The organism is Quyinboa sediminis, from assembly GCF_042219855.1.
Classification (GTDB): Bacteria; Bacteroidota; Bacteroidia; order Bacteroidales; family UBA5342; genus JBHJHP01.
Genome location: NZ_JBHJHP010000005.1, coordinates 172307 through 186817, shown reverse-complemented (window position 1 = coordinate 186817; position 14511 = coordinate 172307). Strand labels below are relative to the sequence as shown.

General features: G+C 37.1%; 12 protein-coding genes. 7 read left to right on the top strand and 5 right to left on the bottom strand.

The window, feature by feature from the left end; all coding sequences use genetic code 11:
- Window positions 1-140: 140 nt before the first annotated feature.
- The 4 genes from ACE1EF_RS13355 to ACE1EF_RS13340 are packed head-to-tail and all read right to left on the bottom strand — an operon-like array spanning window position 141 to window position 5958.
- Window positions 141-1463: an energy transducer TonB gene (locus ACE1EF_RS13355; RefSeq protein WP_375721177.1), complete on the bottom strand. Its 1323-nt coding sequence runs from the start codon at window positions 1461-1463 to the stop codon at window positions 141-143.
- Between the two features lie 13 nt (window positions 1464-1476).
- Window positions 1477-2739 (bottom strand): energy transducer TonB, encoded by a 1263-nt coding sequence (locus tag ACE1EF_RS13350; RefSeq protein WP_375721176.1) that lies wholly within the window; start codon window positions 2737-2739, stop codon window positions 1477-1479.
- A 10-nt stretch (window positions 2740-2749) separates the two neighbouring features.
- Window positions 2750-4045 carry an energy transducer TonB gene (locus tag ACE1EF_RS13345; RefSeq protein ID WP_375721175.1) on the bottom strand — a complete coding sequence of 432 codons (1296 nt, stop codon included), beginning with the start codon at window positions 4043-4045 and terminating at the stop codon, window positions 2750-2752.
- Between the two features lie 5 nt (window positions 4046-4050).
- Window positions 4051-5958, bottom strand: a complete 1908-nt coding sequence (locus ACE1EF_RS13340; RefSeq protein ID WP_375721174.1) for a toxin-antitoxin system YwqK family antitoxin — start codon at window positions 5956-5958, stop codon at window positions 4051-4053.
- Window positions 5959-6214: 256 nt separating this feature from the next.
- On the opposite strand from ACE1EF_RS13340, the gene ACE1EF_RS13335 reads away from it, so the two are divergent.
- The 7 genes from ACE1EF_RS13335 (at window position 6215) to ACE1EF_RS13305 (ending at window position 13681) form a co-directional block, all read left to right on the top strand.
- Window positions 6215-7105: a helix-turn-helix domain-containing protein gene (locus ACE1EF_RS13335; RefSeq protein WP_375721173.1), complete on the top strand. Its 891-nt coding sequence runs from the start codon at window positions 6215-6217 to the stop codon at window positions 7103-7105.
- Window positions 7106-7190: 85 nt separating this feature from the next.
- Complete coding sequence (locus ACE1EF_RS13330; protein WP_375721172.1) at window positions 7191-7904, top strand: pirin family protein; 714 nt, start codon at window positions 7191-7193, stop codon at window positions 7902-7904.
- A 27-nt stretch (window positions 7905-7931) separates the two neighbouring features.
- Window positions 7932-8501, top strand: coding sequence for a YceI family protein (locus tag ACE1EF_RS13325; protein ID WP_375721171.1), 570 nt, complete (start codon window positions 7932-7934; stop codon window positions 8499-8501).
- Between the two features lie 138 nt (window positions 8502-8639).
- A complete protein-coding gene (tal, locus tag ACE1EF_RS13320) occupies window positions 8640-9596 on the top strand; it encodes a transaldolase (protein ID WP_375721170.1) in 957 nt (318 codons plus the stop codon).
- 11 nt (window positions 9597-9607) lie between these two features.
- A complete protein-coding gene (locus ACE1EF_RS13315) occupies window positions 9608-9949 on the top strand; it encodes a cupin domain-containing protein (RefSeq protein WP_375721169.1) in 342 nt (113 codons plus the stop codon).
- A 253-nt stretch (window positions 9950-10202) separates the two neighbouring features.
- On the top strand, window positions 10203-11876 hold the full coding sequence (locus ACE1EF_RS13310) for a T9SS type A sorting domain-containing protein (RefSeq protein WP_375721168.1): 1674 nt from the start codon (window positions 10203-10205) through the stop codon (window positions 11874-11876).
- Between the two features lie 122 nt (window positions 11877-11998).
- Window positions 11999-13681 carry a T9SS type A sorting domain-containing protein gene (locus ACE1EF_RS13305; protein ID WP_375721167.1) on the top strand — a complete coding sequence of 561 codons (1683 nt, stop codon included), beginning with the start codon at window positions 11999-12001 and terminating at the stop codon, window positions 13679-13681.
- Here ACE1EF_RS13305 and ACE1EF_RS13300 read toward each other — a convergent pair.
- Window positions 13671-14468, bottom strand: a complete 798-nt coding sequence (locus tag ACE1EF_RS13300) for a metal-dependent hydrolase (protein ID WP_375721166.1) — start codon at window positions 14466-14468, stop codon at window positions 13671-13673. The genes ACE1EF_RS13305 and ACE1EF_RS13300 overlap by 11 nt on opposite strands.
- Window positions 14469-14511 lie beyond the last annotated feature (43 nt).

The following is a 14511-nucleotide window of genomic DNA, read 5'->3' as shown; positions in this document are numbered from 1 at the left end:
TTATGCAAGCAAGCAAAATGGGAATGTGTACCTGTATAATGCAATTAAAATGAGAGAATTAATTGCATTATTAAAGGTATGAAAATGTATTTAGAAAGCAAAATGTTGATGACGGTTTATAAAAGCTTTAACCGAATATTTTACTGTAATCTAAACCCTCTGTTTGTGTTAACCGGCATCCTGTTATCCAGTATAAAATTAATGGGAAAAACAAAATCCAGGTCAATAGGTACATTATTAACTTCAGCAGGGATCCAGTTTGGCATTAGTTTAATAACCCTTACAGCTTCCATATCCAAAGCCGGATCCGCACCCCTTATTACCTTCACATCAATTAATTCGCCGGATCTTGTCACAGTAAATTTGACATAGACCCTGCCCTGAATGCCATTTTCTTGTGCAATTGATGGATACTTAAGGGTTCTTGAAAGATAATCCGCTAATGCTTTATCTCCTCCAGGAAATTCGGGTAGTTTATCTGGTTTATCTAATTCGAAAGCATAAACAGAATTGTTAATATATGCATTATTAGAAGCATCATGCAATATATAGACTTTGCTGGTAACGGTTTTTATATCATCTTTTGCTGGTAACCATTTTAGTTTTTCGGATTTTAATATTTCTGAAATAGCTTTAAGAATTTCATCATCACACTTTTTGGGATTATAACCTTTTACGCCATTACTCAATAGCTCTGCTTTTATAACACCTGGGTCGCCATTCTGTAGTATTGTTTTAGTAACATGTCCATTTTCATCAACAATGCATTCTATCTGTGGGATATTTGCTGATTCTTTACCTTTACTATAAATAATGCTGTCAGATAAGAATTCAAACATTTCCTGATTAAGTAAAATGGCCGGGTGATCCAACTGTTCTTTAACCCATTCACCTTCTGACTTGACGAAATAAGCGCTTGTGTCTTCATACTTATAATACCTTAAAAGTTGATTGGACCCGCTGTGATACACATATTTCGGGCGTGATTTGAAATCATACTGAATAACCACACTATCCTGTTCGTTATTCGTATAGAATATCATTTTATCCAGGTTTCTCAATCCATCGCGGTAAATCCAAACGCTGTCTTTCATCCCGTTGGAATAAAATGTATAACGATCGTACTGACCGCCATTAAACTTTTTCCAGGTTCCGTTTTTAATGCCGTTATTATAAGTTCCGGACTGTAATATTTTAATATCACCCCCTTTTTTGCTCCCGGTGTTTACATACCATTTCCATTCCTTATCGCGCTTATTGTTGCTGTAAAAGCCTTCAATTATCTCGCCGGTTACAGCATTTTCACTTTTATAATCTCCCTGTTTTATTTCCGGATTTGACTTTAGAACATAAAACTCTTCGTTTACATTATCTTCTGTCTTCTGTTTGATTTTTTTAAGCTTTTGAGCAAAGGTTGATGATGCAATAAGCAACAATGCAAGAACAAGGTGTGCGGTTTTCATTATTTTTTGAATACTAATTAAGACTAAACATAATGGGCAACATAAAACTTACATTTACCGGTTTTCCCTTAGTTTTTCCAGGGATCCAGTTTGGCATTTCTTTTATTACTCTTACAGCCTCATCGTTCAGTAAAGGATGAACGCCGCGTATAACTTTTACATTTTTTATGAGTCCATTTTTTGTTATCACAAAATTTACATAAACTCTTCCCTGAATGCCATTTTTTTGTGCTTCAGCCGGATACTCGATAACATTATTCAAATAGTTCATCATAGCCATTTCGCCACCCGGAAAAGAGGGCATTATTTCAGGTATTGTAAATTCAGAAGTATCAGGACTATCATAACAAACAGGATTACCTGAAATATCATTGTCACTATATCGCGCATTGAGAAGAAATTTTGTGGATACAGGATAACCATCCTTATGACCGGCTATCCATTTGAGACTTTTGGATCTTAGGAATAACATAATGCTGTCACTGAATGCATCGTGGATTAGTGTCTTATTTCCTGATAAAACACGAACACTATCTATAAAGGCCAGTTCCACAGGTTGACCGTATTCATTGATAGTTCCCTTAATTACCGGACCGATAACCCGTTCTTCATTTTGCGATTTGATTAGAGTGTTGTAGTAATTCTGTACTTTTTCGAAGTTAATTAAAAGTGGTGGAAAATCCAGTTCTGTTTCCACCCACTTATTATTAATTTTTGCCTGGTATAGTGGTGGATCGGTATAGATAAAATAACGAAGTATTTTGTCCGATCGGGAGTCATAAGCATATACAGGTTTTGAGTTAGAATTATATTGAAAAATAACACTGTCTATGCCATTATAATAAAATACCTCTCTTTTTAATTTAACCCCCGATTCATCATACATAAATACACTATCTAATATGCCAAGAGTGTAAAATTCTTTTCGGATAACAATATTTCCTGAATTGTAATATGACCAAAGATTGTCTCTTTTACCATCCACATATTTACCACGCATCTTAAGTTCATATTCATGAATATTATGCTTAGGATTCATTTCATAAAATGACCAAATTTTATTCTTTTTGTTATTGTGATAATAACCTTCTGTAAGATAGCCATTTAATTTGTCTTCCCTTGTGCATGTTCCTTCTCTTATCTCAGGGTTTGATTTCAGTACATAAAACTCTTCTATTACATTATCCGGTAGTTTTTGTTTTACTTTTTTAAGCTTTTGAGCAAAGGTTGATGATGCAATAAGCAACAATGCCAGAACAAGGTGTGCGGTTTTCATTTTTTGATGTTTATTTAAGTACAAAGTTTATTGGTAACATGAAGTTGGTATTTGCAGGTTTTCCTTTTATTTTGCCGGGCACCCACTTAGGCATACTTTTTATGACCCTTACTGCCTCTTTGTCCAATAAAGGGTGTACGCCACGCATAACTTTTACATTTTTAATTATTCCCTTTTTTGTTACCACAAATTTGACCCAAACTCTTCCATGAATGGCTTTATTTTTAGCTTCTTTCGGAAAGTGTGTTGTGTTATTTAAGTAGTTCATCATAGCCATTTTGCCTCCGGGAAAAGAGGGCGTTGCTTCATCAAGCATAATAAATTCAGAAAAAGCTTTGCTCTTGTAACAAACAAGATTATCTGAAATATCACTATGGCCAGTCCTTGTATTGTAAAGAAATTTTGCTGAAACAGGATAACCATCTTTGTGACCAGCCATCCATTTGAGTTCATTGGATTTTAGAAATAACATAATGCTGTCACTTAATGCATGATGGATTAGAAACTTATGTCCATTTAGAAAACGAACGCTATCTATAAAGACCAGTTCCATAGGTCGACCTGTTTCATCAATTGTGCCTTTAATAATAGGACCGACAATTTTTTCTTCTTTTTGAGACTTGATAAGAGAATTGTAGTAATTCTGTAATTTTTCGCAGTTAATTAAAAGAGGTGGAAAATCCAGTTCTGTTTCCGTCCACTCATCATTAACTTTTGCCTTGTACATCGGTGGATTAGTGTAGTAATAGTAATGAAGTATTTTATCTGATCGGGAATCATAAACATATACAGGTTTTGATTTAGAATTGTATTGAAAAATAACACTGTCTAAAGTATTATAATAAAATATCTTTTTCTTTAATCTGGAACCAAATTCATCATATATTAATACACTATCTAAAACGCCAAGAGTATAAAATTCTTTTCTAAGAACGGAATTTTTAAAATTGATGTAAAACCAAAGATTGTCTTTTACACCATCGACATAAGTACCACCCATCCTAATTTCAAATTCACGGGTCTTATTTTTTGGATTCAATTCATAGAATGACCAAATTTTATTCTTCTTGTTATTATGAAAAAAACCTTCAGTAAGTTGACCATTTAATTTGTCTTCTCTTTTATAAGCACCTTCTTTTATCTCAGGGTTTGATTTTAGTACATGAAACTCTTCTATTACATTATCCGGTAGTTTTTGTTTTACTTTTTTAAGCTTTTGGCCATAAGCAGAGAGGGCAAGCAACATCAATCCGGTAACCAGGAAGAGCCTGTATCCGATAATTTTTGATTTATACTGTATGATCATATTATTTAAATTATCCGCAGGTCTTTCAACTCTCCGTTTTCGTATATTTCTTCTTTTGTTTTTTCACCGAACTCATTAAAAATTTCCTGTACTCCGGTTTTTTTGCCATCTGTAAATTCTACACTTGAACTCACAGTTCCATCTTCAAAGTACCAGGTCCATATACCGGTTTGCTTATCGTTTTTATAAGTTCCTTCAATCTGGAGTTCGCCGCTTTCAAAATAAAATTTAACCGGACCATTCAGATGACCTTCCTCATAAAGCTGTTCAATTTGTAACTTCCCGTTGCCAGGGCCATAAGCAATCCATTCACCCTCCCGTTTTCCCTCAACCAGCTTTCCGGATTCATATAGCTGATCACTTTCAGGATAATAACTCACATAATCTCCTAACCCATCGATAATGATATGATTATTATGTATATCCCAGGCATTTATAATTTTTACGATATCATCTTCCATTACATATTCTGTCAATAATGATCCGGTGCTGTGATAGTCTTTCCATATACCAACTTTTGAACCGTTTTCAAATTTCCCTTTCTGTCTGATCCGGCCATTTTCGTAATATGAGATATATTCACCGTTTCCGTCTTTTACAATCTGATTTCCATCTTCTAACCATACATTAAGAATATAAGGTTTATTATCCCTGTAGTTTATTTCACTTTCAGGACTGCCATCATCAAAATAATTATACCATGTACCTGTCATTTCACCATTATGCATGTTGCCACTTGCAAGAATATTTCCGTTTTCGTAATAGGTTGTGTATTTACCTTCCGGTTTATCAAGGTGATAATTACCTTCAAAGCTTAAAAGGCCTGTTGCATTCCAACCTTTCCAAAAGCCTTCCTGACGACCGTTTTCAAATCGTCCGGAGTCCATCCTGGTGCCATTATCATAATAGTGTGTCCATAGTCCGTTTTCCAGTCCGTCTTTATATAATCCCTCCTGAATAAGTATCCCTTCTGTGTTGTACCATTTCCATTTTCCTTCCTGCGATCCATTCACATAATTGGCTTCCAGCTGTTTGCTTCCGTTTTCGTACCAGTAAGTCCATGGGCCATCCATCCTGTTCTTTTTAATATCTCCTTCAGACATTTTCTGGCCCGACTGATAGTAATAAGTCTTCAACCCATTGTTGCCCCTGCTTAAAGTGAAAATGAAAAGTGCCATAACCACGATGCTGGAAATAACCAATGGTTTTTTGAATTTCTGATTTGCAGGGACACCATCGTATTCACCATTCTGTATTTTTAAAAGTTCAGCATTACTTAGTTTTCTAAATGCAAACCGGTAGCCTTCATAAATGGCGATTCCATAAAACAACAGGTCCATTGGTGAGAAGGACTCCGCCATGATTTGCAGGATAAGATTGAAGTTTAAATAGTTTAGTGTCTCAAAGTATCCAAGTGCCTGTTCCTGTGCTATAAAGCCTACCTGAGCAAACAGATTCCCGAAAACGCAACCCAACATGGATAAAACAGCACCAAGAATTCCGAATTTTTTATCTACACCTGATCCAAAATAACGGACTGCATTTCCAACAAGATAACCAACACCAATGGCCATAAATCCGATTTGCATCTTTGTAGCAACGCTTATTACCGCCCAAACTACAGCGCTTACCAGCATGGTCATCAGGCCGCCGACAACAGCAAAATTAAAATCCTGATAGTATTTCAGATTTGCAAGGATTTGTTCGCCCTGTTTGGGATCTATACGGGCAACACTAACAGGTTCTTCAATATGGCTTTCAACGTCCTTTATTTCCGGATCCAAAGAAAAAGATTCGCAAGTATCTTCAAAATCAGCGGGTTTCTGTGTCAGATTACAGATGATACCCTGCTTACTGTCATATTTCCTGTTCAGACATTTCTTACAGAAGGAGAGATGTTCTTTTCGGGTCATAAGTATGAATAATTAAGGTTAAATAATATGTGGTTAAATATATTTTGGCAACAAACATGACAAACAGTCAAACTTTTTTAGCTTAAGTTGACAACACTAAAGTATACATTGACCATTAATTATACAATCAGAAAGTTAAAAAATGTTATATGCAACACTGGATCGCGCATTATAAGAGGCCTTGTCAGGGAAATTTATAACCATTATAAACAGAATAACAGTGTGAGCTGTTTTAAAATTTCAACAACCCGGAAAAATGCTTAGTGGTCATACCGAAATAAAAACATATGCGTTAACAGGTCAGAATGATGATCCTGTTGAGTTTATTTTGAAAGATGTCGCTGCATTATATGATGAGATGGAAGGAAGACCGGATAAACCGCACCGGCACGATTATTACACCATTATTCTTCTCGAAAAGGCCAAAGGCAGGCATAATATTGATTTCCGTACGTATGAGCTGTTTGACCACAGTTTGTTTTTTGTTTACCCCGGTCAGGTACACCAGGTTATTGCATCTGAACGTCCTACAGGTTGGGTACTGAATTTTAGTAAATTATTCCTAGTTAAAAACCATATTCCCGATAAAATGGTGGATGATGTTTATCTTTTCAATGAACATGGTGAAACACCACCTTTGCCATTGAACGCTGAACAGTTTGACTACTTTAAAACACTGGTCAGTCACATTTCCGATTACACACAACAACAGATTGAATATAAGAGTGATGCACTTGGTGCCTTGCTGAAACTTTTGCTGATACAAAGCAATAATCATTGTTCTCTGCAAAAAACCGATGACCTTCAGTCCCTTGAAACAGGTAACCAGTTGGTACGCAACTTCAAGCAGCTGATTGAAAAACATTTCAGAGTCAGTCATAAAGTATCTGATTACGCCGGGATGTTATCTGTAACCAGTGATTATCTGAATAAGTCGGTAAAGACGCTAACCGGTAAATCTGCAAAGGAATATATCCTGCACCGTATTATTCTTGAAGCTAAACGGTCTCTTTTGTTTACAGAACTGTCCAATAAGGAACTGGCTTACTTCCTGGGATTTGAGGAGCCGGCACATTTCAGCAACTTTTTTAAGCGTTACAGTGGTTTATCGCCACTGGATTTCAGAAACAGCGCCCGCCAGAACTGATTTTTGCAATACCCGACCTGATTTTCGCATGGTCCGATGGGCCAACTCTCCGTAATTTTGTACTGTAAAATAAGAGGATTGAGATATGAAAACAATAATTCATAAGGCAAGCAGCAGAGGACACGCCAATCATGGTTGGCTTGATACGCATCACACGTTCAGTTTTGCGAATTATTACAATCCTGAACGCATTCATTTCGGAGCACTGCGTGTACTGAATGACGATGTTGTGGACCCCGGAAAAGGATTCGGCATGCATCCGCATGACAATATGGAAATTATTACTATCCCCCTCGAAGGTGATCTGGAACATAAAGACAATATGGGAAACCAGGCCGTTATTAAAGAAGGAGATGTGCAGGTGATGAGTGCCGGAACAGGTGTTTTTCACAGTGAGTTTAATCCGAACAGCGACAAAGCGGTTAACCTGCTGCAGATATGGGTGTTCCCGGATCGCAAAAACATTGAACCCCGTTACGATCAGATTTCGATCAGAGACCTTAAAACAGAAAATGCGTTATTCCAGGTTTTATCGCCGGATAAAGATGATCAGGGCGTTTGGATCTATCAGAAAGCATGGTTTAGTATGGGGCATTTTACCACTGCTAAATCAGTGGAGTATGAATTGAAAAATCAAACAGATGGCGTCTATGTTTTTGTTTTGGAAGGACAGGCTTTCATTGGGGAGTCAAGACTTGAAAAGCGTGACGGAATAGCCATTAGTGAAACGGATAAAATCAAAATTAATACTGAAAAAGGAACTTCGCTTTTAGTGATGGAAGTTCCAATGCAGATATGATTATTAACACTTTAAATACATTAAAAAATGAAAACAATTAATCTTTTAACTGTTCTTGTGCTGAGCTTACTGGTTAGTAATGTATCAGCCGAAGTATTGAAGGCAAACACCAACAAGAGTGAAATTACCTGGACAGGTAAAAAAGTTGGAGGTCAGCACCATGGAACCATAGATTTAAAAAGTGGACAACTGGAAGTGAAAAACAATGCCATTACAGGTGGAGAATTTGTGGTAGATATGAATTCAATAAAAAATCTGGACCTCGAAAGTCAGGAATATAATCAGAAACTGGTGGGCCATCTTAAATCAGATGATTTCTTTAGTGTGGAGAAGCATCCGGAAGCCAAACTGATGATCAGGAAAAATTTTCCTGTTATAGATGGTTCGACAACGGTAACCGGCGATCTGACCATTAAAGGTATAACGCATCCCATCACTTTTGATGTGAATAAAGAAGGAAATACGTATACAGCCAACATTAATGTTGACAGAGCAAAGTATGATGTACGTTATGGCTCAGATTCATTTTTTGATAATCTTGGAGATAAAGTGATCGATGATATTTTTGTTCTGGGAGTGAAATTAGTGGTGGAGTAAACAAAAATATGTTGATCTTTCAGAAAACCTGTGGAATTATCCACAGGTTTTTTTGTGTTAAATATTTGAACAAATCATCTGGTTTTATGCTTATAACTAATACGTTATATAGTATGTAACTTATTAAAATTCAAAACCATGAATACACTCGAACAATTAAAACAATTCACCAAAGTTGTAGCTGATACAGGCGATTTTGGATCGATAAAAAATTATAAACCGCAGGACGCAACCACCAATCCATCGTTGATTCTGAAAGCATCGCAAAATGAACAGTATGCAAAACTGATTGATGAAGCAGCGGAATTTGCTAAAAAAAATGAACCGGATAAATCGAAACAACTGGATCTGGCCATGGACAGGGCCGCGGTAAATTTTGGACTTGAGATACTAAAAATCGTCCCCGGGCGCGTCTCCACCGAAGTAGATGCAAGATTAAGTTTTGACACTGAAAAAACGGTGGATAAAGCCAGACATCTGATTGAGATGTATGAAAAGGAGGGGGCAACAAGGGAAAAAATCCTCATTAAAATAGCTTCAACCTGGGAAGGAGTTCAAGCCGCTAAAATATTAAAGGAGGATGGCATACATTGTAATATGACTTTGCTGTTCAGTAAAGCTCAGGCTATTGCCTGCGCCGATGCAGGATTACAATTGATCTCTCCGTTTGTGGGCAGGATACACGACTGGTATAAAAAAGACTGGGGTGTGGATTCCATATCGGCAGATGAAGATCCGGGTGTAAAATCGGTTCAGGAAATATATACCTATTTTAAAAAGTTTGGATATGAAACCGAAGTGATGGGAGCCAGCTTTAGAAATACCGGAGAAATTCTTAAATTAGCAGGATGTGATCTTTTGACCATATCACCTGATTTACTTGAAGAAATGGAGGGTATGGATGTGGAAGTTGAACGTCAGCTTACTGTTGATGACGCTAAAAAGGCTGATATTGAAAAGATGGATGTGGATGAAAAAACATTTCGATGGTTGCTGAACGAAGATGCTATGGCTACCGAAAAACTGGCTGAAGGCATCCGTAAATTCAGTGCCGATCTGATTAAGCTGGAAGAGATGATGAAGAAAAAACTATAATCTGATATGAAATGGCTGTATTAAAATTTGATGAAACACCTTATGAAAAGGTAAAGGAAGGGTTACAACGTAAAATAATTCACACGGATAAGTTGATGACTGTAGTCATTGATTTTACAAATGGCCCGTGGAGTGAACCGGAACCACCGCACAATCATCCGCACGAACAGACTGCTTATGTGGCCGAAGGAGAACTGATTTTTTTGTGCGAAGGCGAACCGGATCAGCACCTGAAAGCTGGTGATATGTATGCTGTGCCGCCCAATAAAATGCATACGATACAGTTGCTCAGTGCTACGGCCAGAATTGTGGATAATTTTACACCTTTGCGGGAAGATTTTATGAAGAAATAAATCTATTATAAAAGATGTGATAATAACCTGATCTGAATAAAACAGATCAGGTTTTTTTATGTCTGATCTACCGAAATGACAATAATAAAAAAATAGACTTCATTTTTATGATGACCTTCCAACTTTTATCCGATGTATGGTTGAAACCGGCAGGATATTATCCGGTCATTTCGCTATTTACCCCCAAAATGTTAGGCTTAAAGGCCTTATAATGGCTCCTGTAAGCTGATTATTTAACTTAAAAATTTGATGCATGAAACCATTTTTACTTTTTTTCGCTTTAGTAACATTTGCTTTTCTGTTAACGCCGGTACGTTCGCAAAACGCAAATCAACAGAATGAATCCGCTATACATATTGGCACTGATTTTATATATGCCGGAGAAGATGTAAACCCTCCGGGTATAAAAGAATCCCTGAGTGCAAATACTGTATTTAAAAGCACAGAGATGGAATATCTAATTGATTCCGTTAATACCTACTCTTTTACATTAGACGGTGATTCATCCCAGATTCAACATTCTGAAAATGTGTACAATAGTAGTGGTTTGGTGGTTTCTAATCAGGGGTATATCTGGAATGATTTCAATGCACAGTTCAGGAGGTTTAAAAATGAAATCACCTATAATACCAATGGTATGCGGACGGCAACGATTTATTATTCCTGGAATGAAGAAAGCATGGCATTTGATTTGAGCTCCAGGATTACTGTTGAATACAATCCGGAGGGCATTAAAACCAATGAGACCTATTCAGACTGGCATCCTGAAAATGATATATGGGAGCCAACTTTAAAATATGAGTTTGAAAATGAATCGAACGAAAATGGATTTACCTCCAAACAAACCGAATATAACTGGAACAGCACAGAAGGTACCTGGATGGAAACAAGCATGAATGAATCCTCACTTACCGAAGATGAAAACGGCTCAGAATACATAAGCTCCATGTTGTATTATGATGATGACCAGGGAGGATGGGTAGGATCAAAGGGTGAATACCTGAGCAACGCAAAAGGATTTCAGTATTCAGGTTTTCGGTATTCCTGGGATCGGGATGTAAGTGATTGGATAATGACCGGCAAAAGTGAAACGGCTATGGATGAGAACAGCTATCCTGCTGAAAAAATTTCCTGGCGTTGGGATTACGCCAATGAATCTCTAATCTATAACTACAAAGAAGTATATGACTACAGTACCGATGGGCTTATGCTATCAAGTATAACATCGTACTGGAACAGCAGCACGGAGGAATGGTATTCCGATTCAAAGGCTGAATATACGTACGATGAAAATGGTTTTACTTCTTCAATTATACAATATAAATGGGATGAGGTATTACCGGACTGGGAAATGGATGAAAAAACGACGTATGTAAATTCCCCTGAAGGTTACCGACTTTTGGAGGAGGAGTTTACCTGGTATGCTGATCCGGGAGATTGGGTGCAGGATTCAAAAATAGTTCAGGAATTCAATGCCAAAAATAAACTGCTCAATTACGAGGTGTACTATAAGGACTTTGATAATGGCGGTTTAAAGGGCAGTTCCAAAACAGAATATGCGTATTTGGCGGATGGCTCAAACAGGCAAAATAAAAAATTATACCGCTGGAATTCAGAACAAAGTGACTGGGTTGTCTACGAAAAAGAATGGACCTATTATCAGAGCCTCAATACCGGAATGGACAATATTAATCAAAGTGATCTGGAGGTGTATCCGAATCCTTTTAACAATGAAATTACTTTTTCCACTCATCTGAATTTAATGAATGCACACCTGATGATTTATGATTCCAACGGCAAAATGATTTTAACAAAAACAAAATTGAATAATGCAAAAGTATCGTTACATGGCCTTGACAGCGGCGTTTATTTTTATCGGTTAATGACTGAAGGAAAAGAGATTACAGGTAAGCTCTTAAAAAAATAATCGCACGAAGGATGACGATTAAATGTGTATCGATCTTCATACATATCCCCGGTTTAGTTCCATCGCACTTGCATTCTGTTCTGAAGATTTTGTATAAAGGAAAACCTGTTAAACAACTAAATATGAGAATGAATAAAACTTATACAATAATTCTGTTGCTGTTTGGAGCATTAAGCTACACATCTGCGCAACATCACTGGCAAAGGAAAGCAGTTGAGAATAGAAACTTCAATGCGCCATTGAAGAGTTTAAACCCTGAATATTTTCCGGTTCATATAAATACAGGAAGTCATAAAACGACACCTAAAAACGCCGTATTATTCAATTCCTTTGTTTGGTTGGTGGATTCTATGGTCAGGTATAATTTTGATACTCCTATGGACTCGGTACCTTATGAGAAATCTACCTATGAATATGATTCTTTTGGGAATGAAATATCAAGTCAGAGTTATTTCTGGGATAACTCAACAAACAGCTGGGTGTCTGATGATATGGAAGGTACAGCTTTTGATTCGAATGGAAATAAAACGGAGGCTATTATTTATGCCTGGGATGCAGTGGAAAACAAACCTGTAAAATCAGCCAGGCTCACTTATACATACAATTCAAAGAACGAATTAACAGGATATGTATATTATGTATGGGACGGCAATACGATGGAATGGCTAAAAGACTCTAAGGATGTATATGTATACGATGATCAGGGGAATCAGATTCTCCGGCAGTTTTATGAATGGGATGCTGAACCGGAGGACTGGAAACAGACCGGGCAGATAGAGTATACCTTTAATGCATTAAACTTTAACACCTCACAAACACAGTATATACTGGATGAGCAAAGCAATAGCTTAATCGGGTATACCAGAAATGTGACAGAATATGATGAAGATGGATTTACACTTAGCGATATATCTTATAAGTGGGATTCAGAAACCAACGACTGGAAAGGAGATTATAAAACAGAATACAGCTATGATGTGGATGGCTATCTGGACTATTATGTAAGCTCCGGGTGGGATAATTTTCTGGATGACTGGTTGAAAAACGAAAAATTTACGTATTCCTATGATACAACGGCATTCCAATATGCTTATGTGAGATCAACCTGGGACCAGGGTGTTGAGGTTTGGATAGACTGGAGAAAGGTGATGTACACATATAATTCAAATGGATCGACAACTTTGACAGAAACGTTCAGTAAGGATGTTGAAAATAACCGTTGGATTCCGGAAAATAAAAATGAGTATAACTTTAACGATCAGGGTAAAACAACCCTGGTTGCTTACTATAACTGGGATTCGGAAAATGAATACTGGATTGGAGAACTTAGAGATGAAATGCAGTATGACAGTAATAGCAATGAAACCCGGTATGTGTCTTTTAAATGGGATGATGAAAACCTAAAATGGATAAATGATCAAAAGATTGATTATGAATTTTTTGATGGCAGCAACCAGTTACGGAATTATCAATCTTACTCCTGGGATCAAACTGCAGATGCCTGGTCGGTAACGCAAAAAGCATATTATTACGTACACACTGTTGAAACAGCGTTGAAAGGGACTGGTAAAGAACCCGTTATTCAGACCTTTCCAAATCCGTTTACTGAATCAGTGATTTTCAATACTGGTATTGAAGGTGAGCAAACCCTCCTCTCTGTATTTGATGTCCGCGGTAAAATAGTCTTGTCAAAACGGATCAGAAGTGGTGAAAAGGTTTCTATGAAAGAGCTGAAAACGGGGATTTACATATATCAGATAGCATTAAAAGGAGAAAAATTCAGAGGAAAGCTGATTAAAAATTAAAAGGAACTTTTTTATCAAAATTATCCATCCAGGAATATAACTGTTCCCCGAGGATTTGTTTCTGCACTTCTTTTGATTTAAGTTCAAGCTGTTGGTAATCTTTCCTGTACGAAGTATAATTAAAATCAATGTTGCGGGAATTTATTTGTACAAGGCTAAAGATAACACCCAATGAAAAAACAATTGGAATAAGGTTTTTAATCCTGGCATTTCCTGCGATAAGTAGGATCAGGTTTACCAGAACGACTCCGCTTATAATCAAAAAAAGATCATAATTATTCCACCACCATATATGGCCGGATCCTCCCGTATAATGAGCAGAAGGCCAGAAAAAGTTGATACCGCCCCATGTATAGCCCGGAGTTGGCATATCTTCCAGCAGATGAATGATGTACGCTGCCGATATTGCCAAAAGTATAAGTGCATTTTTTTTGAAACAGCTCTTTAATCCCGGATCGGGGGAACGGCGCAACGGTTTTTTCAGCAGATATATTATGGTAAACAGTAAAACTGGAATGAAAAGTGCAGCGAACAGAGAATGGAAGAAACCATGATGGGAATACCAATATTGCGCATAATAGACATTCTCACCTTTAGATAAACCGAAGTGTATTCCTATTCTTCCATCAAATTCTGACCATAAACTGAACACATCCAGATCGGGAATGATACCACCTGCTGCTGAGGTGAGTAATATACCTGTTTTGTATGCAATGTCACGCCCTGAATATGAAGCTACTACAGTGCCGGCTGCAATACCTGAAATCATATGGGTGAGAATATCCATTCTTTAGAATGTTTGAATATTACTGTTATTTGGCGGATATCAC